The organism is Bosea sp. F3-2, from assembly GCF_008253865.1.
In the GTDB taxonomy this organism is placed as follows: Bacteria; Pseudomonadota; Alphaproteobacteria; order Rhizobiales; family Beijerinckiaceae; genus Allobosea.
On sequence record NZ_CP042331.1, the window covers coordinates 4833084 to 4854620 of the forward strand.

The window sequence follows — 21537 nt, forward strand, 5'->3', positions numbered from 1 at the left end:
TCAGTCAGCCTCGCGCTGCCGCCAGGAATTCGGCCACGGCGACGGAGCAGCCTTTAGAGGCTTCGCCATCGACTCGGCCGAACAGCTTGAAGCCGCCCGGCACGATCTCGCCGGCATCCTCGGTCAGGATTGCCGAGACGCAGTTGAAATGCGCAAGGTCGTGGTGGACGATGACGCCGCGCTGGCCCTCCGGCAGGTCCGCTCCGGTCAGCGGATCGATCACGCGGCTGCGGATCCAGTGCGGGCCGGATTTGACCGACGGGCAGGCCGCATTGCCATCGTCGTAGAGCTGGGAGCTCAGCTCGGTCATGCCGTACATGTTGATGCAGGATGAGCGCGGCACGCCGAAGGCGGCGGCGAGACCGTCATAGAACTCGTCCGGCCCGAGCTCGCGCGACTGACCCTTGAAGCCGCCGGTGTCGAGGATGAGGCTGCCTTCCGGCAGGGAAAAGCGCCGGCCGCTTGCCGCAAGCGCATCCATCAGCGGTACGAAGGAATAGCTCGCGCCGAGCAGGGCATAGGGCTCGCCGCTCGCTTCGGCTTGCGCGAGCGTCGGCAGCAAACGGTCGAAATCGAGGCCGGCCGTGCCGATGAAGACCTCGGAGTCGGGCGTGCCGCATTCGCGCCGGGCGAGGCCGAGGTAGTGCGCGAGAGAGGAATTGGGCAGCTCCGTCTCGTCGGGGAAGAGGATGCCCATGCGGATGCGCTCGCGGCCGCGCATGAAGCGCTTGCGGAAGTTGACCAGCATCGAGCGGCTCCAGACGGCGAGCGTTGGATGGTAACTGCGGCCGCGTATCCCTTGTGTCGTGCCGCTCGTCATGAAGACGCGCTCCGCCGCTTCCGGCGGGCTGCAACTCAGGGTCAGGTCCTTGAAGGCGGTGATCGGCACGGCCGGGATGTCGCGCCAGCGCCTGACCGAGAGCGGCGTGCGGCCGCGCTGCAGGGCGAAGCGCTTATAGGGCTCGTTGTTGCGGAACTGATAGGCGAAAACCTTCAGCGCCATCGCCTCGAATTCGGCTTCCGACGCATCGGGAAGCGCGATGAACGCCAGGAGCGCCTCGATGATCTCGGCTTGCGTCACTGCGGCCCACTCCGTCCGGACGCTCGCGGGCAATCCGAGAGCGTCGATCGCGACAGGATCATGGGCGCAAGCTGGAATCAGGGCCTCGACGGCCGCATGTCCCGCATCCCTACGCCGGCATGATCCGGATCAGGTTCGTAGGGTCACCGCGTTGCCGGGCCTAAAGCCCGGCCGGCGGAATCTCAGCCTCCTAGCGAGGCCCCCCTGGGAACAAGGTTTAGGTGGGGCTTCGGGCCATGGCTTGTCAAGCGTTGCCGGCGCAGGGCCCGTTGTATTCGGCGAGAAGCCGGGACATGGCGCGCATGTCGAAGAAGAGGCTCGACGCCGGCCTGCAAAACCGTTTCTGTGCCGCCCATGAACGTTTCCGCACCGCCGCCCCGCATCGCCTCCTTCACCTGCGAGAAGAAGCCGGCCACCGGCTCGCGCGGGATGGTCGTCACCAACCATCCGCTTGCCTCGGCGGCGGGTGCGCAGATGCTGCTCGCCGGCGGCAATGCGATCGATGCGGCGGTGGCTTCGCTGTTCGCGCTGACCGTCGCCGAGCCGATGATGGTCGGCATTCTCGGCGGGGGCTTGAGCCATATTCGCCTCGCCGATGGGCGCCATGTCGTGATCGACAATCTCTCGACTGCACCGGTCCATGCGACGCCCGATATGTATGATTGCCTCTCGGACGAGATCGGCAGGCAGCGCGATACGCGCGATCGCGAGAACGTGGTTGGCGCCAAGGCGGTCGCCGTGCCGGGCGCGCTCAAGGGCTGGTGCGAGGCGCTGGCGCGCTTCGGCACGCTGCCGCTGGCCGAGGTGCTGCAGCCGGCGATCGGGCTGGCGGAGCGCGGCTTCGTCGTCACGCCCTATCTCTCGAACTGCATCACCGACAATGCCGCTGATCTTGCCCGTGATCCGAGTCTTGCCGCTCTCCTGCTGCCGGGCGGCCAGCCGCTCCAGTCCGGCGCGCGGCTTATCCAGTCCGATTATGCCGCAAGCCTGAAGCTGATCGCGGCGGAAGGACCGCAGGCGCTCTATGGCGGGCGGCTCGGGCGGGCGCTGACCGACTACATGGCCGCGAATGGCGGGCTGATCGATCAGGCTGACCTCGCCAATTACCGCATCGAACTGCGCCAGCCGATCCGCGGCTCCTATCGCGGCTACGAGATCATCGGCCCGCCGCCGCCTTCGTCCTCGGGCGTGCATATCGCGCAGATGCTCAATATCCTCGAAGGCTACGACATCGGCGCGCTCGGCTTCGGCTCGACGGATGCCGTGCACCTGCTGGCCGAGGCGCTGAAGATCGCCTTCGCCGACCGGGCAGTGGCGACCGCCGATCCCGCCTTCGTCAAGGTTCCCGTCGATAGGCTGATCGACAAGAACTACGCCGCTGAGCGGCGCGCGCTGATCGAGCTGGGCCGGGCGAAGAGCTGGACGGCGGGGCTGTCAGGCGGCGAGTCTGCCGACACGACCCATGTCACCGTTGCGGATGCGCAGGGCAACGTCGTCAGCGCGACGCAGACGATCAACGGGCTGTTCGGAGCCTGCGTCCAGATCCCCGGCACCGGAATGATCGCCAACAACTACATGTTCAACTTCGACCCGCATCCCGGCCGGGCGCTCTCGATCGCACCGGGAAAGCGGGTCTTCACCTCGATGGCGCCGATGATGGCGCTGAAGGAGGGCAGGCTCGCCTTCGCGCTCGGCCTGCCCGGCGCTCTGCGCATCTTTCCCTCGGCGCTGCAGGCGATCGTCAACCTGATCGACCATCGCATGACGTTGCAGGAGGCGGTCGAGGCGCCGCGCGTCTGGACCGAGGGTGGCGTGCTCGAACTCGAAGAGGCGATTCCCGAGGCCGTGGCGCAGGAGCTTGCGGCGCGCGGCCACAGGATCGTGCGTTCGCCGCGCGTCGCCGGTGGCATGAACGCCATCGCCTTCAACCCGGACGGCACGCTGACGGGCGCCGCCTGCTGGCGCGCCGACGGCACGCCGGTCGCCATCTCCGGCGGGCTTGCCCGCGCCGGTGCGCGCTTCAGCATTTAAGCGGCAGCGGCGGTATTCGCTGTCTGATCTCCAATCCGAGCCCTCATCCTGAGGAGGCCCGAAGGGCCGTCTCGAAGGATGTTTCAGGAGCTCTGGAGCCCTCTGGAGCATCCTTCGAGACGCAGCCGTTGGCTGCTCCTCAGGATGAGCGCTCAGTCGGGTTCTGACGTTTCGTCAGTGCAGCCCGCCGACGCCGATATAGCGCTCGAGCACCGTGGCATCGCTGCGCAGCGCGGCGGGCTTGCCCGACCAGACAATCCGGCCGCGCTCGAGGATGATCACGTCCTCGGCAAAATCAAGCGCGCTTTCCAGGCGCTGTTCGACGAAGAGGATCGTCATCGCGCTGCTTGCCGCGAGCCGGGTGAAGGCCTCCATCAGCATGTCGCAGATGACGGGAGCGAGGCCTTCAAGTGGCTCGTCGAGCAGGAGCACCGAGGGCTGGCCGAGGATGGTGCGGGCTGTCGCCAGCATCTGCTGTTCGCCGCCGGAGAGCTGCGAGCCCATGTTGCGGCGGCGCTCCTGCAGACGCGGAAACAGTGCATAGGCCTCCTCGATCGCGCTGCGCGGGCGGCCCTTCAACCCGGCGAAGAGGTTTTCCTCGACGGTCAGCCCCTTGAACACCTCGCGGGTCTGGGGGACGAGGCCAATGCCGGCGCGGGCGCGTGCCGCTGTGCCGAGCGCGGTGACGTCGGTGCCGCCGAGGCTGATGCCGCCGGCATAGCGGCGGGTCAGCCCCATCAGGCTCGCCATCAGCGTGGTCTTGCCCATGCCGTTGCGGCCGAGGATGGAGAGGCGCCCGCCCGCCGGCACGGAGAAGGAGACCTCCTCCAGCACATGGGTCTGGCCGTAGCCGGCGCTTAAGTCCCGAACGTCAAGCGTGGCTGCCGGCATGCGCGTAATTCCCGAGATAGGCTTCACGGACCCTGGGGTCTTTGGCGACGTCAGCCGGCAGACCCTGGAAGATGAGTTCGCCGGCGGCCAGCACCACGACCTGCTTGGCGAAGCGGAAGACGAGGTCCATGTCGTGCTCGATCATCAGCACGGCGAGCGAGGGGGGCAGGCGGGCCAGGGCCTCCTCGATGCGTGGCGTGTCGGCGGAAGGCACGCCGGCTGCCGGCTCGTCGAGCAGCAGCACCTTCGGGCGTTGCGCCAGAGCGATCGCGATCTCGAGCAGGCGCTGCTGGCCATAGGCGATGGTCGCGACCTTGCGGCGCGCGACTTCGGTGAGCCCGAGGGTGGCGAGGACCTCGGCGGCTTCGTCGCGTGCTTCGGAATCGCCGTGGAAACGGGCGAAGATGCGTGTCGCCCGGCCGAGCCGCTGCAGGATGGTCATGACGACATGCTCTTCCGGCGTCATGTCGGGGAAGAGGCGGGTGACCTGGAAGGTGCGGACGAGGCCGCGCCGCACGCGCTTCACGGCGCCCAGGCCCGTGATGTCCTCGCCAGCGAGGCGGACATGGCCCGCGCTTGGCGGGATGCGGCCGGTGACGAGATTGACGAAGGTGGTCTTGCCCGCGCCGTTGGGGCCGATCAGGGCGAGGCGTTCGCCTTCGGCCATGGCGAGCGAGATGTCGCGGCTGACCTTGAGGCCGCCGAACTCCTTCGAGAGATGCGAGACCTCGAAGACCGCACTCATGGGCGGGCCCCCCAGCGGTTGCGCGTGAGCAATCGGGCGGCTTCGTCCAGCGTGCCGGACAGGCCCCGCGGGGCGAAGAGCACGATGGCGATGAGCACGGCGCCGACCAGCGTCATCCAGTGGAAGGGGTTGATCGCAGCGACAACGTGTTCGAGCGCCATTAAGATCACGGTACCGATCAGCGCGCCATAGAGATGGCCGATGCCGCCAAGGACCAGCATGACGAGGGCGTTGGCGGAGATCTCGAAGCTGATGCTGTCGAGCCCGACAACTTGCGTCGCGATGGCCGCGAGCGCGCCGCCCATGCCGGCGACGGCACCGGAGATGACGAACATCTTGAGCAGCACCGGGAAGGCGAAGATGCCGAGCGCGCTGATCCGCAGCGGGTCTTCCTTGAGACCGCGGCAGATCATGCCGAAGGGCGAGCGCGTAATGAAGCGCAGCGCTGCGAAGACGACGATGAGCAAAGCGAGCCCGAAGAGATAGGCGCTGCGGCCCCAGAGATCGAACTCGAAGATCCCGAAGAGCGGGGCGGGGATCATGCCGGAGAGGCCGTCGCTGCCGCCGGTGATCGAGGAGGCTTTGTTTGCGGCTTCGTGCAGCAGCTGGACGATGGCGATCGAGAGCACGAGCTGCGGCAGGCCATGGGCGCGCAGCATGACCGTGCCCGTGAGCAGCCCCATCACGGCGCCTGCGGCGGCTCCGATCAGGATGAGCAGGAAGGGTTCGGTCACGCCATGGACGCAAGCGATGCCGGCGGCATAGGCGCCGGCGCCATAGAGCGCGCCCTGGCCGAGCGAGGCGATGCCGCAAAAGCCGACGATCAGGTCGAGCGAGAGCACGAGCAGCGCCACTGAGATGACGCGGGTCAGGAAGGCGAGGTTGTCGGGGAAGAGCACATAGCCGGCGAGGCCGACGAGCGCGATCAACACCAGGCCGATGAGATCGCGGCCGAGCGGTCGGAGGCGATGGGCGGATGGACGAGGGAGTGTGGCTTCAGCCATCTTACTGAGCCCGCCCCATCAGGCCGCGGGGGAAGGTGCAGACCACCAGGATCACCGCGAGATAGAAGAAGAAATTGCCGAAATCCGGCACGAGATAGCGCCCGGTGACGTCGATGGCGCCGAGCAGCAGGCAGGCGGCGAGCGCACCGGGAATCGAGCCCGCGCCGCCGACCGAGACGACGACCAGGAAGGTCACCATGTAGCGTAGCGCGTAATAGGGCTCGATCGGCAGGAACTCGGCGCCGACCACGCCGCCGAAGGCCGCGAGCCCGATCGCGAGCGCGAAGCTCGCGGCATAGATGATTTCGGTACGCACGCCGAGCGCGCGGGCCATCGGCGCATTCTCGACGGCGGCGCGCAGATGGATGCCGAAGCCGGTGCGCTCGATCAGGAACCAGAGTCCGCCCGCGACGACGAGGCCGCTCGCGATGACGAAAAGGCGGTGGCCGGCGATGCTGCGGAAGCCGAGATCGATCGGCCGCGCCAGCTCCGGCGGCAGCGGGATCGTCTTCAGCGTCGGGCCGAAGAAGTAGTTGGTGATGCCGATGACGCAGAAGGTGATGCCGATCGTCATCAGCACCTGCGAGAGCTCACTGCGATCGTAGATGCGGCGATAGAGCAGGCGTTCCAGCGGGATGGCGAGCAGAACCGTCCCGACCATGGCGAGCAGGATGCCGAAGCCATAGCCGAGACCGAGGTCGCGCGCGGCATAGGAGGCAATGTAGCCGCCGATCATGGCGAAGGCGCCATGGGCGAGGTTGACCACCCGCATCAGCCCCATCGTCAGCGACAGGCCGATGCAGATGATGAACAGCGCCATGCCATAGGCGAAGGCGTCCATGGCGATGCTCAGCGCGGTCTGCATGAGTGCGGGCCTTCCCGATGCTCAGGCGTATTGTATTCGGGTGAAAACACCACCGTCATTCCGGACAAGCCGCGAAGCGGCGCCGATCCGGAATCCATCATAAAGCTCTGCACCCAACGATGGATTCCGGGGCAAGCCCGGAATGACGCGCGGTTCAAGCGAAACCGACGCGCTCACTTCGCCAGGCCGGGGTCCTTCTGGTCCGGCACGCCGGCGATCTCCTTGTTGATCCAGCGGCCCTGCGCATCCTTGGCGACCTCGCGCAGATAGATCGTCTGGGTGATGTGGCGGGTCTCGGGATCTATCTTGACCGGGCCGCGCGGGCTTTCCCAGGCGAGGCCCTTAACCGCCTCGACCGCCTTTTCGGCGTCCTGCTTGCCGCCGGTCGCCGCGATCATCTTGGAGATGATGAACATGCCGTCATAGGCGCCGACGGCCGGGAAGGAGAGCAGGTCCGGCGCGCCGATAGCCTTGTCGGCGGCGGCGACGAAGCGCTTGTTGATCTCGGAGTCGTGCGAGACGGCGTAGTGGAAGGAGGTCACCATTCCGGAGGCCGCTTCGCCGAGCGCCGGCAGGTCGGATTCCTGCGTCAGGTCGCCAGTGGCGAAGAGCTTGACGCCCGCCTGCTTCAGGCCGGTGTCGCTGAAAGCCTTGACGAAGCCGAGCGTCGGCGGGCCGGACGGCAGGAAGGCGAAGACACCCTGCGCGCCGGCATCGCGGATGCGCTGCATGATCGGGCTGAACTCGGTGGTGTTGAGCGGCATGCGGATCGATTCGACGACCTCGCCGCCCGCAGCCTCGATCGCCTTCTTGAAGGCGCCCTCGGCATCGACGCCCGGGCCGTAATCGGTGACCACGGAGACGAATTTCTTGATGCCGCGGTCCACCGCGGCCTTGCCGATCGGCGTCGCGGTCTGCGCCGTGGTGAAGGAGGTGCGCACCACCAGCGGCGAGGAGGTCATGATCGCCGAGGTCGCGGCGTTGAAGATCACCAGCGGCACGTTGCCCTGCTTCAGCAGCGGGGTGATCGCCATCGCATCCGGGGTGAAATAGACGCCGCCGAGATACTGCACCTTGTCGCGGACGATCAATTCCTGCGCCAGCGCGCGGGCCTGCTGCGGGTTGGCCGTCGGCAGGTCGCGATAGACCAGCTCGATATCGTGGCCGGCGACCGTCTTGCCGTTCTGCGCCAGCCAGGCCTCGGCGCCGGCCTGGAAGTTCTTGCCCTGCAGGGCGAAGGGACCGGAGAAGGGCCCGATGATGCCGACCTTGATGGTGTCGGCGCTGGCCGCGACGCTCAGGCCCCAGGCACCAGCGAGTGCCAGGGCGCCAGCGCGCAGCAACCGGCCGAAGGATGTCTTCTGCATTGTCCTCTACCTCCCGATATCGTGCGCCGCTGCGGCTGTGTCCTCTGCCGTGCGGCGATCGTCGCCGTCCGTTCCTCGCCGGATCGCCATGCGGCGGCGTCCGGCTCTTGTTGTCACCAACGCAATTTTTCGCCCGAGGGCAATGCCCATCGCCTTTCGATGCTGGAATCCATCAGGTCGAAACAGCCCCCAAGGTGAATTCATTTCGATGATTGGGCAAAGAGATGATCTTCCCGTCCCGCTTGCTCGTCCTGCCCTGTGGAACGGGCTCTAATAGGGCAGGCCGACATAGTTCTCCGCGATGGTGATACCCGCCGCCCGCGACTGAGTGAGATAGTCGAACTCGGCCTGTTGGATGCGCTGGCCGAAACCATCCTTCTCCGGGAAGCGATGCAGCAGGTTCGTCATCCACCAGGAGAAGCGCTCCGCCTTCCAGACGCGGGCGAGCGCCCGGGCCGAATAGGCGTCGAGACCGGCATCGGAGCGGTCGCGGTAGTGCTCGCGCAGGGCGTCGAAGAGATAGCGCACATCGCTGGCGGCGAGGTTGAGCCCCTTGGCTCCGGTCGGCGGCACGATATGGGCGGCGTCGCCGGCGAGGAAGAGCCGGCCGAAGCGCATCGGTTCAGCAACGAAGCTGCGCAGCGGCGCGATGCTCTTCTCCAACGAAGGGCCGGTCATCACCGCATCGCCCACCGCTGCGGGCAGGCGTCGGCGCAGCTCGTCGAAGAAGGCGTCGTCCGACCAGTTCTCGACCCGCTCCGCCAGCGGAACCTGGATGTAGTAGCGGCTGCGCCCGGCCGAGCGCATCGAGCACAGCGCGAAGCCGCGCTCGTGATTGGCATAGACCAGTTCATGCGCCGCTGGCGGGCGATCCACCAGCAGGCCAAGCCAGCCGAATGGGTAGACGCGCTCGAAGACATGCAGCGCATCTGTCGGGACGGAGCGGCGCGACACGCCGTGATAGCCGTCGCAGCCGGCGATGAAGTCACAGTGCAGCTCCTCGGTCCGCCCGTTCGCCCGGAAGGTCACGCGCGGCGAGGCGCCGTTGAAATCGTGCAGCGTGACATCCTCTGCCTCGTAGATCGCCGGGCGGCCGAGTGCCTGGCGGGCATCGATGAGATCGTGCGTCACCTCGGTCTGGCCGTAGATGGTGACTGTCTTGCCGCCGCTGAGTTCCTTGAGGTCGACGCGGTGGAGCGCACCGCGGAAGGCCAGAGCGAAGCCGTCATGGACGAGGCCTTCGCGATCGAGCCGCTCGCCCACGCCCGCTTCGTGCAGGAGATCGACCATGCCCTGCTCGAGCACGCCCGCACGGATGCGCGACAAGACGTAGCTGGCGCTGCGCCGCTCCAGGATGACGTTGTCGATGCCGGCGCGCGACAGAAGCTGCCCGAGCAGCAGACCGGCCGGGCCGGCGCCGATGATGGCGACCTGCGTTCGCATTCTTTTTTGACCTCCCGCGGGACGACGATTTGCACCGTTCGATCCGCAGGTTAAGAATAATGCATTCGCTGTAGTCGACGGAATGGAGGATTCGCGCATTGTCTTGGACAAATCGATCCTGAGTAAGGGAATGCCCGGCCGGACCGTTCCCGCCTATTGGCTCTATGGCGAACGCCTGACGGACCGCTTCCCCGACGCGCTGCATATCGAACCGATCATGGCGCGCAGCTCGCTGCATGGCTGGACGATCCAGCCGCATCTGCACCACGATCTCTTCCAGTTCTTTCTGGTCACGGAGGGCGGCGGCCGGACCCGCGTCGACGGCCGCGAGCATGGTCTCACGCCAGGGTCGGTGCTGCTGCTGCCGCCATCGACGATCCACGAATTCGCCTTCCTCGACGGCACCAACGGCTTCGTCGCCAGCGCGGCCGCGACCTCGCTGAAACGCCTGTTCGCCTGCGAACCGGAAGCGCGCGCGCTCCTCGGGGCGGCGGCGGTGCTGCACGTGTCGGTTGACGGGTCCCAATTCGCTGCGCTCGACGCGATGATGCGGCTGGCGATGAGCGAATTCGCGGCAAACCTGCCGGTGCGGGAGTTCTCGCTCGGCGCCTATGCCGACCTGATCGCATCCTGGTTCGTGCAGGCCATGCGCGGGGCACGGGCGGTCACTGAGCCGGCGCGGGACGCGCGGGCCGAACTGGTCCGCCGTTTCGTCGAACAGGTCGAGGCGCGCTTCCAGCACCACGATGCGCTGATTGACTATGCGCGCACGCTCGGCGCCTCGGTGCCGCATCTGTCGCGTAGCTGCCGGGAATTGCTCGGCCATTCGGCGGCGCGCGTGATCCAGGACCGGCTGATGATCGAGGCACGGCGCGATCTGGTCTACACCGCGATGTCGATCTCGCAGATCTCGTTCCGGCTGGGCTTTTCCGATCCCGCCTATTTCTCGCGCTTCTTCGCCAAGCGCGCGGGGGTGTCGCCCTCGGACTACAGGGCGAAGCCCTGAAGCTGGTCAGCCCGCTTCGATCTCCTTCATCACCGCCGCAGCTTCAGCGAAGGCGGTGTTGCCAGCCGGTACGCCAGCATAGATCGCCGTCTGCATCAGCACCTCCTTGAGGTCGTCGGCGGTGAAGCCGCCGCGAGTCAGCCCGGCGCGGACATGCAGGCGGAACTCTTCCCAGCGGCCGAGGCTTGCGGTGATCGCGAGCACGAGCAAGCGGCGCGTGCGATCGTCGAGGCCGGGCCGGCTCCAGATTTCCTGCCAGGCGATGCGGGTGATCATCGCCTGGAACTCGGCATTGAACGACGTGCGGTTGGCGAGCGATCGGTCGACCCAGGCGTCGCCGAGGACGCGGCGGCGGTTCTTCAGCCCGGCCTCGAACAGGGTTTCGGCCGCATCCGCGACATCGGCCCCCGGCGAGAGAAAGGCGCGCAGGGAGCCGGCCAGGGCGGCGGGCGCTTCGAGGGGAGCGAGATGGCCGCAGTCGAGCCGCTCCAGCTTCGCGCCGGGGATGGTGGCGACGAGGTTCTCGCCATGGCCGGTGAAGGGGGTGGAGGCATCGCGCTCGCCGACGACGACGAGTGTCGGGCAGGCGAGACCGGGGAGCCTGTCGATCAGATCCATGTCGCGGATGGCGGCGCCGGCCCCGGCATAGCCCTCGCGCGCCATGGCGACGAGACCGCGCCGGACACTTTCGGCGACCGCAGGCTGGCCGGCCGCGAAGGCCGGAGAGAGGAAGCGCTGCATGGCGAGATCGGCGATCGCCGCCGTGCCGCCAGCGCGGACCTTGTCGACGCGATCCTGCCATGCTGCCCGGTCCATGGTGGCTGAGGTGCAGATCAGCGCCAGCGCCGAGACGCGCTCCGGCCGGGAAAGCGCCAGCTCCATAGCAATCATGCCGCCAAGCGAGACACCGGCGACCGCGGCCCGCTCAATGCCGGCTGCGTCCATGACGGCGGCGACATCGCCCGCCATCTGGGCGAGCGTGTAGTCACCGCCGGGAGCGTCGGAGGCGCCGTGGCCGCGGGTGTCGAGCCGCAGGACACGGAAGGAGGGCAGGAGAGCGAGCATCGCCGCATCCCAGAGGCCGAGATCGGTGCCGATCGAGTTCAGCAGCACGAGCGCCGGCTTGTCGTCCGCGCCTTCGAGCTTCCAATAGATGCGGGCGCCGCTTCTCGTTGCGAAAGGCATCGTCCGTCCCTCAGTCGTTTTGCGCGAGCAGCGCGGCGGTCAGCGCTGGGCTCTCGCCGATATCGGTTCCAACACCGGCTGCCGCGAGATTGCGGGCGATGGCGGCTTCGTCGATCTCCAGCCCTTCCGACACCGTTGCCATGGCGTCGGCCGCGCCCGCAGCGAGAAGGAAAAGCTCGGCCAAGGCCGGGCCTTCGGCCTGCCAGCCGCCGAGGCCACGCTCCTGCTCGGCCGGAAGGCCGGCGAGGACGCCGGCGACGAGGCCGGGCGCCCGCAGGGCGGCGGAGAGCGCGACCTGGCAGCCGGTGGGGTTGCGCTTGTGGGCCATGGCGGAGGAGCCGCCGCGGCCTGGGATCGCGGGTTCGCGGGCCTCGCCGACGCCGTTCTGCGCCAGAAGCGAAACGTCGCGGGCCATCTTGCCGAACGCGCCAATGACGATGGCGAGTGCCGTCGCGATCCCCGCGATGCCGCCGCGGCGCGCGTGCCAGGGTGCTGCGTCAGGCAAGTCGAGGGCGGCGGCGAGCCGGGCGGATACGGCAGCGCTCTTGCCGCGAAGCCCGGCGCGCGAGCCGGCGGCACCGCCGAACTGCAGCGTCGCACCGGCCTCGACCTCGCGGCGCAAGCGGGTAGCCGCTTCCGCCACGCCGGTCCGCCAATGCGCGATGCGCAGTCCGAAGCCGATCGGCAGCGCATCCTGCAGCAGGGTACGGCCGATGGCCGGGGTCGCGGCATGGCGTTGTGCCAGTGCAGCGAGTGCCGTCGTCACGCGGACGAGATCGCCGTCGAGAAGGCTGCTCGCGGCGCGGATCTGGCAGGCCAGCACCGTGTCGGCGACATCCTGGCTGGTCGCGCCCTTGTGGAGGGTCTTGGCTACCTCGCCCGTCAGGTCAGCGCGCAAACGCGCCACCAGCGGGATCGCCAGCGTGCCGGCGAGCGCGGCCTCCTCTGCAAGCTCGGCTGGGTCGATCGTGACCGTCGCGCAAAGCGCTGCGATTGCCTCGGCCGCGTCAGGGGCGATCAGCCCCTCCGCTGCCTCGGCGCGGGCGAGTTCGGCTTCGAAGGCGAGCGCATACCGAAGCGTGGCCGTGTCCGAGAACACGGCCAACATGGCTTCGGTTGTCGCCGGCCTCGAGCGGAGGAACCCGCTCACGCGGCCTTGGCGAGGCTCGGCGCCACAGCGAAGGCAGCCGCCGTCTTGGCCTTGACCTCGTCGAGCGTGACGCCGGGCGCGAGCTCGATCAGGGTGAGCCCGCCGCCCTTCTCCTTGTCGCAGCTCATGACGCAGAGGTCGGTGATTATCAGGTCGACAACGCCGGCGCCGGTCAGCGGCAGCGAGCAGCGCTCCAGCACCTTGGATTCGCCCGCCTTGTTGGCATGATCCATCACGACGATGACCTTCTTGACGCCGGCGACGAGATCCATCGCGCCGCCCATGCCCTTCACCATCTTGCCGGGGATGGTCCAGTTGGCGATGTCGCCATTGGCCGCGACTTCCATAGCGCCGAGAATGGTCAGGTCGATATGGCCGCCGCGGATCATCGCGAACGAGTCGGCCGAGGAGAAGAAGCTGGAGCTCGGCAGCGCCGTGATCGTCTGCTTGCCGGCATTGATCAGGTCGGGGTCGGCCTCGCCCTCATAGGGAAAGGGGCCGATGCCGAGCAGCCCATTCTCCGACTGCAGCGTCACATCAACGCCATCGGGAATGTAGTTCGCCACCAGCGTCGGGATGCCGATGCCGAGATTGACGTAGAAGCCGTCCTGCAGCTCCTTGGCCGCACGCGCGGCGACCTCCTCGCGGGTCCAGGCCATCAGGCTGCCTCCCTCTTGCGCTCGGTCAGCTTCTCGATGCGCTTCTCGTTGATCGTGCTCTTGATGATGCGGTCGACATAGATGCCGGGGGTGTGGATCGCTTCGGGATCGAGCGAACCGACCGGCACGATCTCCTCGACCTCGGCCACCGTCACCTTGCCGGCGGTCGCCATGTTCGGGTTGAAGTTGCGGGCGGTGCGCCGGTAGACGAGGTTGCCGGCGGTGTCGGCCTTCCAGGCCTTGACGATGGCGAGGTCGGCCCGGAGCCAGGTTTCGCGGACGTAAGATTGCCCCTCGAATTCCTCGACCGGCTTGCCCTCGGCAACAACGGTGCCGACGCCTGTCCTGGTGTAGAAGGCCGGGATGCCGGCGCCACCGGCGCGGATGCGCTCGGCCAGCGTGCCCTGCGGGTTGAGCTCGAGCTCAAGTTCGCCGGCCAGGTACTGCTGCTCGAACAGCTTGTTCTCGCCGACATAGGAGGCGATCATCTTCTTCACCTGCCGGGTCTGCAGCAGCATCCACAGGCCGAAGCCGTCGGCGCCGGCATTGTTCGAGATCACCGTCAGGTTCTTCACGCCGGAATCGCGGATCTGCGGGATCAGGCTCTCCGGGTTGCCCGACAGGCCGAAGCCGCCGGACATGATCGTCATGCCATCGAAAAGCAGCCCCTCCAGCGCAGCCGCAGGGCCGTCGTAAATCTTGCGCGTCATCGGTCCTCCATGGGCGCGGCTTGGCGCCGCGGCATTCGTTTCGGTGTTCCGGCCCGACTGCGGCGCCGAGGGCGCCGCGATCAGGCCGGTCCAAAGTTTCCGGAGCGATCAAAATACGAACGCGGGAGAATGTCCATGGCTGCAACGCAAGAGCGGCACGGCCTTCACGCAATGTCGGGGAGCTCGGTCTTGCAGCCGGGCTTCAGGCAGCGGCCAGCCGCTCCGGTCCCGGGATCGGAAAGACCCGATCGTAGGTCAGATTGAACAGGAAGGCGTAGACTACGTAGAAGATCACGATGGCAAGATCCATCAGGAAGGTCTCCCACAGGCCCATGCCGAGATACCAGGCGATCGGCGGCAACAGCAGCACAAGCAGCCCGCCCTCGAACAGCAGCACATGCAGCACGCGTGTCGGGATGTTCTTCCGCGTGTGCCCGACGAGCCGGTGCATGGCGTGGTCGAAGCCGAGGTTGAAGAAGAAATTCCAGATCGTTGCGACGGTGGCCGAGCCGACGCCGATCACGCCCATATGCGTCGCCGGCAGGCCGAAGAGCTGAGCGCCGCCGGGAATCACCAGCGCCAGTCCGATCACCTCGAACAGTACGGTATGGCGAACCCGGTCGGGAAAGGAGCGCATCGACATTCAAAACACCTGTTGTTCTCGTTGACGCGCCGCTTTCTATCGCCAAGATCCGGTACCTCAAGTTAGATCGTATCTGGATTTCAGATAGATGAGCGTTTCCTTCGAGCAGCTGGAAGCCTTCGTCGCTGCCGCCGAGCATGGCTCCTTCTCCGCGGCGGGGCGGGTCCTCCGCAAGGCGCAGTCGGCCGTCAGCACGCAGGTCGCCAATCTGGAGGAGGATCTCGGAATCGCGCTGTTCAGCCGGGCCGGCCGCAACCCCGTGCTGACGGCGGCAGGCGAGCGGCTGCTGCGCGAGGCGAAGGTGATTCTCGATCGGCGCGAGCATCTGGTCGGCGTCGCCAGCGGCTTCGAGGCGCATGTCGAGAAACGCTTGGTGGTCGCGATCGACGAGCTCTATCCGGAACATCTGCTCGGTACGCTTTTCGCGGATTTCGCGCAGCAGTTCCCGCATGTCGAGCTGGAGCTGCTGTTTCCGCTGATGGAGGATGTCAGCCAGCTCGTCCTGGCGGGGCAGGCCGATATTGGGGTGATGTGGCGGCAGGAGACGCTGCCGCCGGAGCTCGGTTTCCAGACGGTCGGCTGGGTGCCGATCAAGCTCGTCTGCGGCAAGGGGCATCCGCTGGCCGGCACTCGCGTCGATTGGGAAGATCTCAAGCGGCACCGCCAGATCCTTATCGCGGCGCGCGGCGATGGGCCGGAGAAGCAGCGCCTACGGGTCGCGGCCGAGGTCTGGTGGGTCGAGAGCCACTGGGTTATCCTGCAACTTGTGAGGCAGGGCATTGGTTGGGCCTTCGTCTCCAGCTACGTCATCGAGCATTCACCAGTGGCGGCCGCCCTCGTCACGCCCGACCTGCAGTTCGATAATTTCGACTTGCCCGTGGCGCTGGAGATGGTCTGGCACAAGCAGCGGCCCTGCGGGCCGGCGGCGAGTTGGCTGCGCGAGCGCTTTGCTGCCGCACGCATTGATGCGACCTGATCGCATTGGCCTTCGTCTGCGTGAGCCTTGAGGCGTCGCGGGGCTTCCTCATGCCCGGAATAGGGAATTAAATTACACATCGCGATCGAGCTTTCCGTTGAATGCGGAAGCGAAATCGGGAGAAAATCGGCATTCGTGCTGGAATGCGACTCTCTGACTTGTCACGTGGGGCGGCGTCGTACTATCTATATCGGTAATAAAATTTCATAATGCCGCCGAGGTGCGGCTTGATGTGGGGAGTGATTATGCAGAACGATTCCTTCTCTCGCGCTGCCCTGACGCGGCGTGGCCTGGGCGGCCTCGCGGCCGGTCTCGCTGCCTCGACAATGCTGGCTCCGGCTGCCGGCTGGGCCCAGGCGGCTTCGAGCGCGAACCTCGCCATGGTCGGCGAGCCGCAGTCGCTCGATCCGATGGCGTCGACCGCCGATCTCGTCGGCACTATCATGCAACATGTCTACGAGCCGTTGTTCACCTTCGACGCCAACTGGGCGACGCAGCCGATGCTCGCCGCCGCGCTGCCGACCGTCTCGGCCGACGGCAAGACCTACACGATCGAGCTGCGCAAGGGCGTGAAGCTGCACAACGGCCGCGATCTCGATTCCGAGGACGTCGTCGCCTCGCTCAAGCGCTGGTTCGAGATGACGCCGCGCGGCAAGGGCCTGGCGAAGAGCCTCGCCAGCCTGACCGCGAAGGGGCCGACGACGGTCGAGATCGTGCTGAACAAGGTCGAGCCGTCGCTGCTGGCGCATCTCGCGCTGCCGTCCGGCTTTGCCGCGATCATGGCGAAGGAATCGATCGCCAACCCGCTGACCGAGTTCGTCGGCACCGGCCCCTACAAGTTCCGCGAGCGCAAGCCCGACCAGTTCGTCGTGCTGGTGAAGCACGAGGGCTATGCCTCGCGCAGCGAGCCGGCCTCCGGCTATGCCGGCAAGCGCGAGGCGAAGATCGACGAATTGCGCTTCATCCCCGTGCCGAACGCCAATACCCGGGTCGAGGGCGTGATCGCCGGCCAGTACCAGTTCTCCGACCAGCTTCCGGTCGAGAGCTTCAAGAAGCTGTCCGGCGCGAGCGCGGCGCGCGCCGTGCTGACCATGCCCTTCGGCTTCCCCTATTTCCCGACCAACACCAAGCAGGGCCCGATGGCCGATCCGAAGGTCCGCCAGGCCTTCCAGATGGCGCTCGACCTCGAAGAGGTGCTGATGGCGGGTTTCGGCGAGCCGAAGTTCTTCGCGACCGCTGCCGAGCATTTCCCCAAGGGCTCGCCCTTCTTCTCCGAGGCCGGCAAGGACAAGTACAGCAAGGCCGACGCCGCCGGCGCCAAGAAGCTGCTCGCCGAGGCCAAGTATGACGGCACGCCGATCCGCATCCTGAACTCCAAGCAGTACGACTTCCATCATCGCATGGCGCTCGTCTTGGCCGAACAGATGAAGGCGGCCGGTTTCAAGGTGCAGCTCGACGTCGTCGACTGGGCGACGCTGATCCAGCGGCGCGGCGATCCGGCGCTGTGGGACATCTACATCACCCACTCGGCCTTCCTGCCCGAGCCGATGCTCTCGCCGCCGCAGCTCGGCGAAGGTGCGCCCGGCTGGTGGTCGAGCCCGGCCAAGGAAGCCGCCCTTTCCGCCTTCAACGCCGAGCCGGACCCGGTCAAGCGCGGTGCGCTCTGGGGCAAGGTCCAGCAGGTCGTGTACGACGAGGTGCCCTATATCCGTGCCGGCAATTTCGGCGCGCTCTCCGGCGCCTCGGCCAAGATGACCGGCTATGCCGCGATGCCCTGGCCGTCCTTCTGGAACGTCGGCCTGGCCAAGTGACCCGGCCGGGATAACCGGCCTCGTGACCGGCCCGGTGCTGCACAGGCTGCGCTGGACCGGTTTCCAGACAAGCCCGCCTTCGCCAACGGAGCGTATCGGATGCTCGCGCATATCGGACGCCGGTTCGCCGGCCTGTTGCTCGTGCTTTTCATCGTCGCCGCGCTGGTCTTCTTCCTGACGCGGCTGGCGCCGGGCGACCCGGCGGCGCTGATGCTGGGCGACCAGGCGACGGCGGAGGACATCGCGCGGCTGCGGACCGCCTATGGCCTCGATAAGCCAATGCTGCTGCAGTTCTTCCTGTGGCTGAAGGAGGTCGCCAGCGGCAATCTCGGCCAGTCGATCTTCCTGCAGCGGCCGGTGACACAGGCGCTGCTCGAGCGCGCCGAGCCGACCTTCTTCCTGGCGATGTTCTCGCTCGCGATCGCCGCGGCGATCGGCATCCCCGCCGGCATCGCCTCGGCGGTCTGGCGCGGGCGCCCGGTCGACCAGGCCGTCAGCGGGCTCGCCATGCTGGCGGCCAATATCCCGAGCTTCTGGCTCGGCCTGATCTTCATCCAGCTCTTCGCGGTCAAGCTCGGCTGGTTCCCTGTCGCCGGCTACGGATCGCCGGAAGCCAGCTTCGCCGAGCGGCTCCAGCACCTCTTGCTGCCGTCCGCGGTGCTCGGCGTGGTCAATTCCGCGCTGATCACGCGTTTCACCCGCGCCAGCATGCTCGACATCCTCGACGCCGACTTCCTGCGCACGGCGCGGGCGAAGGGGCTGTCCGAGCGGCGCGTCCTGCTGCGGCACGCCTTCCGCAATGTGCTTGTCCCGGTCATCACCGTGCTCGGCCTGACGCTGGCGTTGCTGATCGGCGGTGCGATCGTGACGGAGACGGTGTTCGGGCTGCCGGGCGTCGGCAACCTCGTCGTCTCGGCGGTGTTGCGGCGCGACTACCCCGTGATCCAGGGGGCGCTGCTCGCGGTCGCCGGGATCTACGTCCTGATCAACCTCCTCATCGACGTGATCTACACGCTCGTCGATCCGCGTGTCCGCTACTGAGGGGGCGACGATGAATTCTCCCGTCCTCGCCTTCTTCCGCAGCCTGTTCCGGCGCAAGCTCGTGCTCGTCGCCGCCCTCGTGCTCGCGGTGGCCTTCGTCCTTGCGGTGCTCGCGCCCTGGATCTCGCCCTATGATCCCGGTGCGATGCGTGTCGCGCGGCGCCTGCGCCCGCCGAGCGAGGTCAATTGGTTCGGCACCGACGAACTCGGCCGCGACATCTTCTCGCGCATCATCTGGGGGGCGCGGGCATCGCTGGGCATCGGCTTCGCCACAGTGATGATCTCGGTGACAGTCGGCACGGCGTTCGGCCTGATCGCCGGCTATTTCAAGCGGCTCGATGCGCCGATCATGCGCTTCGTCGATGCGCTGATGGCGCTGCCCGACATTCTGCTCGCGATCTTTCTTGTCGCGGTGCTCGGCGCCTCCGCTGGCAACGTCATCCTGGCGCTGTCGATCGTCTATACGCCGCGCGTGGTCCGGGTGATCCGCGCTTCGACGCTGGTCGTGCGCGAATTGCCCTTCGTCGAGGCGGCGCGCTCGATCGGTGTCTCGACCCCGCGCATCCTGGCGGTGCATCTCCTGCCCAACATCGCTTCGCCGGTGCTGGTCCAGGCGACCTTCATCTTCGCCTACGCGGTGCTGGCGGAAGCCGGGTTGTCCTTCCTCGGCGCCGGCGTGCCGCCGGAAACGCCGACCTGGGGCACCATGATCGCCTCCGGCCAGCAATATGCTGATGATGCCTTCTGGATCGTTGGCTTCCCCGGCCTCGCCATCGTCTTCGTGGCATTGTCGTTGCAGGTTCTCGGCGACGGGCTGCGCGACATGCTCGATCCGCGTCTCAGGAAGGCTCTGTGATGGCTGCCGTCGTTCCGCTCTTCCCCCAGGCCTGCAGCGATCTCGTGCGGCGGGGGAAGACCGGGATGGCATCTGCCTGCAAGGCCGGTTTCGGCGGAGCTTCGACATGACCAGTGCATTTGATCCCGCGGGAACAGCCCGGGCGGCCGGGCTCGACGAGGCGGTCGGTGCCTCCGACATCCTCAGCACGATCCGTTCTGGCCTCGACCACATGTCGGAGAGCCAGCGGCGCGTCGGGGCGCTCTTCCTCGACGACCCCGACTGGGCGGTGAAGGCCAATGTCGAGGACATCGCCGCACGGGCCGGCGTCAGCGCGCCGACGATCGTGCGCTTCGCCCGGGCGGTCGGATGCGAGGGGCTCAGGGACCTTAAGCTGAAGCTCGCTGGAGCGCTGGCGCTCGGCGCGCCGTTCCTGCATCGCTCGGTGCATGTCGGCGAGACGGCGGCCGATGTGGTGCGCAACGTCACCGGCAGCATGACGACCGTGATCGCGGACTGGCAGCGCCGGCTCGATCCCGCAGAGGTCGACCGGGCGGCGGCTGCGATCAAGCGTGCGCGCCGGATCGACTGCCTCGGTACTGGTGCGACCTCGCATTTCCTGGCGCAGGACCTGCAGGCGCGGCTCTTCCGCCTCGGCCTGACGGCGAACGCCTTCTCCGACGCCCATTTCCAGCTCGTCGCCGCTGCGACCCTGACCTCGGCCGATGTGCTCGTCGCGATCTCCTTCGTCGGCCGCATGCCGGCGCTGCTGCGCGCCGTCGAGGTCGGCCGCGCGCGTGGGGCGACGGTCATTGCCCTGACGCAGGCGCGCACGCCGCTCGCCGAACTCGGCCACATCGTGTTGCCGATGGATGTGCCGCGCGATGCCACCATGCTGGTCGGCACGGATGCCTATGTCGTTCAGCTCATCGCGATCGAGATTTTGATGATCATGGTTGGGCTGCGTCAGGGGCCCGAGCTGATCGCCCGCATGAACGATCTCCATCATGTGCTGAACACCTATGGCGTCGATCGCGAGGACCCGTCCGTCCTGCATGCCGGCTGGCGCCAGATGCTGGATTCGGACCTTGGGTCGACTGAAACCGGCTGAGGCTCTAGGTCTTTGTTTTATCGCATTTTCTTCGCGCGAACCGGCATCCACTTCGCTCGAAAATGCTCCGGCTGCTACTGGTGGAAAGTCCAGAGCAGGCTCTCGCTCAACTCCTTCAGCGCCTCGACGGCATCCGGCCGTTCGCGAGCGACTGCGGCGATCAGGGCGTCCGCGAGTGCGAAGACGGCCGTGGGCGAATTGGGCAGCAGGCGGCTGCGCGCGGGCGCAAAGAGCGTGACATCGGCGATCGACGCGAGCGGCGAAGTCGGGCCGTCGGTCAGTGCCAGAAGTTTCGCGCCGCGCTTCTTGGCGAAGCTCGCGAGGTCGAGCGTCGAGCGCGAGTAGCGCGGGACCGAGATTGCCACCAGGAGATCGTCCGGCCGTGCCGACATCATATGGCGCACCGCGCGCTCCGGGCCGGTGCGTGCCGAGGCGAAGATCACATCCGCACCGAGATAGAGAGCCAGGCCGTCTTCAAGAAATGAAGCGACGTGGTGACTCGCGCCCGAGCCGGCGATGAAGACGCGCGGCGCCTTGAGCAGCAGCTCGACGGCCCGCGTCACGGCTTCCTCCGTCAGTCCTTCGCGGGCCGCCTGCAAATTGGCGGCCTGGTCGGCAAGGGCAGCCTCGACAGTCGCGAAGATCGAGCCGGCGGCCGACCGGGCGCCGGCGAAGCTGTCGACCGGAGCATGGGCGAATTTCAGCGCGGCCGAGAGCGCGCCGCGAAACTCGCCATAGCTGCCATAGCCGAGCGTCCGGACGAAACGGGTCACCGTCGCGTTGGACGTGCCGCTCCCTTCCGCCAACCCTTCGATCGTCATGGTCGCAACGTCGAGCGGATGCTGCAGCACGAAATCGGCTGCGCGGCGATGGCCGTTGCTCAGGGAGGGGTAGATCTGCGCGATTCGGTTCGAGAGATCCGTCGACGGCTTCAGGCCCTGGGACATGTGCCTCCGCCCGGTTGACGTTCAAAAATTTTCATG

The 21537-nt window shown here is 67.1% G+C and carries 20 protein-coding genes and 1 riboswitch; of the genes, 7 read left to right on the top strand and 13 right to left on the bottom strand.

Going from position 1 to position 21537, the window contains the following annotated elements; translation table 11 throughout:
* Positions 1-4: 4 nt before the first annotated feature.
* Entirely contained in the window at positions 5-1081 is a 1077-nt protein-coding gene (locus FQV39_RS22315) for a LuxE/PaaK family acyltransferase (RefSeq protein WP_149132294.1), read from the bottom strand.
* A gap of 88 nt (positions 1082-1169) precedes the next feature.
* Positions 1170-1297, bottom strand: a riboswitch (TPP riboswitch).
* A 138-nt stretch (positions 1298-1435) separates the two neighbouring features.
* On the opposite strand from FQV39_RS22315, the gene ggt reads away from it, so the two are divergent.
* On the top strand, positions 1436-3112 hold the full coding sequence (gene ggt, locus FQV39_RS22320) for a gamma-glutamyltransferase (protein ID WP_210251132.1): 1677 nt from the start codon (positions 1436-1438) through the stop codon (positions 3110-3112).
* Positions 3113-3286: 174 nt separating this feature from the next.
* Here the strand turns inward: ggt and FQV39_RS22325 are convergent, their stop codons facing one another.
* The 6 genes from FQV39_RS22325 to pobA form a co-directional block, all read right to left on the bottom strand.
* A complete protein-coding gene (locus FQV39_RS22325; RefSeq protein ID WP_149132295.1) occupies positions 3287-4003 on the bottom strand; it encodes an ABC transporter ATP-binding protein in 717 nt (238 codons plus the stop codon).
* Entirely contained in the window at positions 3984-4748 is a 765-nt protein-coding gene (locus FQV39_RS22330) for an ABC transporter ATP-binding protein (RefSeq protein ID WP_149132296.1), read from the bottom strand. Before FQV39_RS22330 ends, FQV39_RS22325 begins: the two co-directional genes overlap by 20 nt.
* Complete coding sequence (locus FQV39_RS22335; RefSeq protein ID WP_149132297.1) at positions 4745-5752, bottom strand: branched-chain amino acid ABC transporter permease; 1008 nt, start codon at positions 5750-5752, stop codon at positions 4745-4747. The genes FQV39_RS22330 and FQV39_RS22335 overlap by 4 nt, the downstream gene beginning before the upstream one ends.
* 1 nt (position 5753) lies before the next feature.
* Positions 5754-6617, bottom strand: coding sequence for a branched-chain amino acid ABC transporter permease (locus tag FQV39_RS22340; protein WP_149132298.1), 864 nt, complete (start codon positions 6615-6617; stop codon positions 5754-5756).
* 173 nt (positions 6618-6790) lie between these two features.
* Positions 6791-7984 carry an ABC transporter substrate-binding protein gene (locus tag FQV39_RS22345; protein ID WP_149132299.1) on the bottom strand — a complete coding sequence of 398 codons (1194 nt, stop codon included), beginning with the start codon at positions 7982-7984 and terminating at the stop codon, positions 6791-6793.
* Positions 7985-8254: 270 nt separating this feature from the next.
* Positions 8255-9427 (bottom strand): 4-hydroxybenzoate 3-monooxygenase, encoded by a 1173-nt coding sequence (gene pobA / locus FQV39_RS22350; protein ID WP_149132300.1) that lies wholly within the window; start codon positions 9425-9427, stop codon positions 8255-8257.
* Between the two features lie 130 nt (positions 9428-9557).
* Here pobA and FQV39_RS22355 point away from each other — a divergent pair, with 130 nt between their 5' ends.
* A complete protein-coding gene (locus tag FQV39_RS22355; RefSeq protein ID WP_187640019.1) occupies positions 9558-10433 on the top strand; it encodes a helix-turn-helix domain-containing protein in 876 nt (291 codons plus the stop codon).
* A gap of 6 nt (positions 10434-10439) precedes the next feature.
* Here the strand turns inward: FQV39_RS22355 and pcaDC are convergent, their stop codons facing one another.
* The 5 genes from pcaDC to FQV39_RS22380 form a co-directional block, all read right to left on the bottom strand.
* Positions 10440-11618: a bifunctional 3-oxoadipate enol-lactonase/4-carboxymuconolactone decarboxylase PcaDC gene (pcaDC, locus tag FQV39_RS34230; protein WP_149132302.1), complete on the bottom strand. Its 1179-nt coding sequence runs from the start codon at positions 11616-11618 to the stop codon at positions 10440-10442.
* Between the two features lie 10 nt (positions 11619-11628).
* On the bottom strand, positions 11629-12726 hold the full coding sequence (locus tag FQV39_RS22365; RefSeq protein WP_210251133.1) for a lyase family protein: 1098 nt from the start codon (positions 12724-12726) through the stop codon (positions 11629-11631).
* 38 nt (positions 12727-12764) lie between these two features.
* Positions 12765-13427, bottom strand: a complete 663-nt coding sequence (locus tag FQV39_RS22370; protein ID WP_149132304.1) for a 3-oxoacid CoA-transferase subunit B — start codon at positions 13425-13427, stop codon at positions 12765-12767.
* Complete coding sequence (locus FQV39_RS22375) at positions 13427-14137, bottom strand: CoA transferase subunit A (RefSeq protein ID WP_149132305.1); 711 nt, start codon at positions 14135-14137, stop codon at positions 13427-13429. The genes FQV39_RS22370 and FQV39_RS22375 overlap by 1 nt, the downstream gene beginning before the upstream one ends.
* Before the next feature lie 202 nt (positions 14138-14339).
* Positions 14340-14780 (bottom strand): PACE efflux transporter, encoded by a 441-nt coding sequence (locus FQV39_RS22380; protein WP_149132306.1) that lies wholly within the window; start codon positions 14778-14780, stop codon positions 14340-14342.
* 88 nt (positions 14781-14868) lie between these two features.
* Here FQV39_RS22380 and FQV39_RS22385 point away from each other — a divergent pair, with 88 nt between their 5' ends.
* From FQV39_RS22385 to FQV39_RS22405, 5 genes are all read left to right on the top strand, one after another.
* Entirely contained in the window at positions 14869-15756 is an 888-nt protein-coding gene (locus FQV39_RS22385; protein ID WP_149132307.1) for a LysR family transcriptional regulator, read from the top strand.
* A gap of 245 nt (positions 15757-16001) precedes the next feature.
* Entirely contained in the window at positions 16002-17567 is a 1566-nt protein-coding gene (locus FQV39_RS22390; RefSeq protein WP_149132308.1) for an ABC transporter substrate-binding protein, read from the top strand.
* Between the two features lie 99 nt (positions 17568-17666).
* On the top strand, positions 17667-18608 hold the full coding sequence (locus FQV39_RS22395) for an ABC transporter permease (protein ID WP_149132309.1): 942 nt from the start codon (positions 17667-17669) through the stop codon (positions 18606-18608).
* A gap of 10 nt (positions 18609-18618) precedes the next feature.
* Positions 18619-19464, top strand: a complete 846-nt coding sequence (locus FQV39_RS22400) for an ABC transporter permease (protein WP_149132310.1) — start codon at positions 18619-18621, stop codon at positions 19462-19464.
* Positions 19465-19570: 106 nt separating this feature from the next.
* On the top strand, positions 19571-20554 hold the full coding sequence (locus FQV39_RS22405; protein WP_187640020.1) for a MurR/RpiR family transcriptional regulator: 984 nt from the start codon (positions 19571-19573) through the stop codon (positions 20552-20554).
* Positions 20555-20628: 74 nt separating this feature from the next.
* Here the strand turns inward: FQV39_RS22405 and FQV39_RS22410 are convergent, their stop codons facing one another.
* Positions 20629-21501, bottom strand: a complete 873-nt coding sequence (locus FQV39_RS22410) for a MurR/RpiR family transcriptional regulator (RefSeq protein WP_149132312.1) — start codon at positions 21499-21501, stop codon at positions 20629-20631.
* Positions 21502-21537: the final 36 nt, after the last annotated feature.

What these genes read in the sequence shown, in the direction of transcription:
- FQV39_RS22395 (WP_149132309.1), top strand. Translation starts at nt 17,667, where the DNA reads ATGCTCGCGCATATCGGACGCCGGTTCGCCGGCCTGTTGCTCGTGCTT.
- FQV39_RS22355 (WP_187640019.1), top strand. Translation starts at nt 9,558, where the DNA reads ATGCCCGGCCGGACCGTTCCCGCCTATTGGCTCTATGGCGAACGCCTG.
- FQV39_RS22365 (WP_210251133.1), bottom strand. Translation starts at nt 12,726, where the DNA reads ATGTTGGCCGTGTTCTCGGACACGGCCACGCTTCGGTATGCGCTCGCC.
- FQV39_RS22405 (WP_187640020.1), top strand. Translation starts at nt 19,571, where the DNA reads ATGACCAGTGCATTTGATCCCGCGGGAACAGCCCGGGCGGCCGGGCTC.
- FQV39_RS22410 (WP_149132312.1), bottom strand. Translation starts at nt 21,501, where the DNA reads ATGTCCCAGGGCCTGAAGCCGTCGACGGATCTCTCGAACCGAATCGCG.
- FQV39_RS22340 (WP_149132298.1), bottom strand. Translation starts at nt 6,617, where the DNA reads ATGCAGACCGCGCTGAGCATCGCCATGGACGCCTTCGCCTATGGCATG.
- FQV39_RS22370 (WP_149132304.1), bottom strand. Translation starts at nt 13,427, where the DNA reads ATGGCCTGGACCCGCGAGGAGGTCGCCGCGCGTGCGGCCAAGGAGCTG.
- FQV39_RS22335 (WP_149132297.1), bottom strand. Translation starts at nt 5,752, where the DNA reads ATGGCTGAAGCCACACTCCCTCGTCCATCCGCCCATCGCCTCCGACCG.
- FQV39_RS22390 (WP_149132308.1), top strand. Translation starts at nt 16,002, where the DNA reads ATGCAGAACGATTCCTTCTCTCGCGCTGCCCTGACGCGGCGTGGCCTG.
- pcaDC (WP_149132302.1), bottom strand. Translation starts at nt 11,618, where the DNA reads ATGCCTTTCGCAACGAGAAGCGGCGCCCGCATCTATTGGAAGCTCGAA.
- FQV39_RS22325 (WP_149132295.1), bottom strand. Translation starts at nt 4,003, where the DNA reads ATGCCGGCAGCCACGCTTGACGTTCGGGACTTAAGCGCCGGCTACGGC.
- pobA (WP_149132300.1), bottom strand. Translation starts at nt 9,427, where the DNA reads ATGCGAACGCAGGTCGCCATCATCGGCGCCGGCCCGGCCGGTCTGCTG.
- FQV39_RS22385 (WP_149132307.1), top strand. Translation starts at nt 14,869, where the DNA reads ATGAGCGTTTCCTTCGAGCAGCTGGAAGCCTTCGTCGCTGCCGCCGAG.
- ggt (WP_210251132.1), top strand. Translation starts at nt 1,436, where the DNA reads ATGAACGTTTCCGCACCGCCGCCCCGCATCGCCTCCTTCACCTGCGAG.
- FQV39_RS22380 (WP_149132306.1), bottom strand. Translation starts at nt 14,780, where the DNA reads ATGTCGATGCGCTCCTTTCCCGACCGGGTTCGCCATACCGTACTGTTC.
- FQV39_RS22345 (WP_149132299.1), bottom strand. Translation starts at nt 7,984, where the DNA reads ATGCAGAAGACATCCTTCGGCCGGTTGCTGCGCGCTGGCGCCCTGGCA.
- FQV39_RS22330 (WP_149132296.1), bottom strand. Translation starts at nt 4,748, where the DNA reads ATGAGTGCGGTCTTCGAGGTCTCGCATCTCTCGAAGGAGTTCGGCGGC.
- FQV39_RS22400 (WP_149132310.1), top strand. Translation starts at nt 18,619, where the DNA reads ATGAATTCTCCCGTCCTCGCCTTCTTCCGCAGCCTGTTCCGGCGCAAG.
- FQV39_RS22375 (WP_149132305.1), bottom strand. Translation starts at nt 14,137, where the DNA reads ATGACGCGCAAGATTTACGACGGCCCTGCGGCTGCGCTGGAGGGGCTG.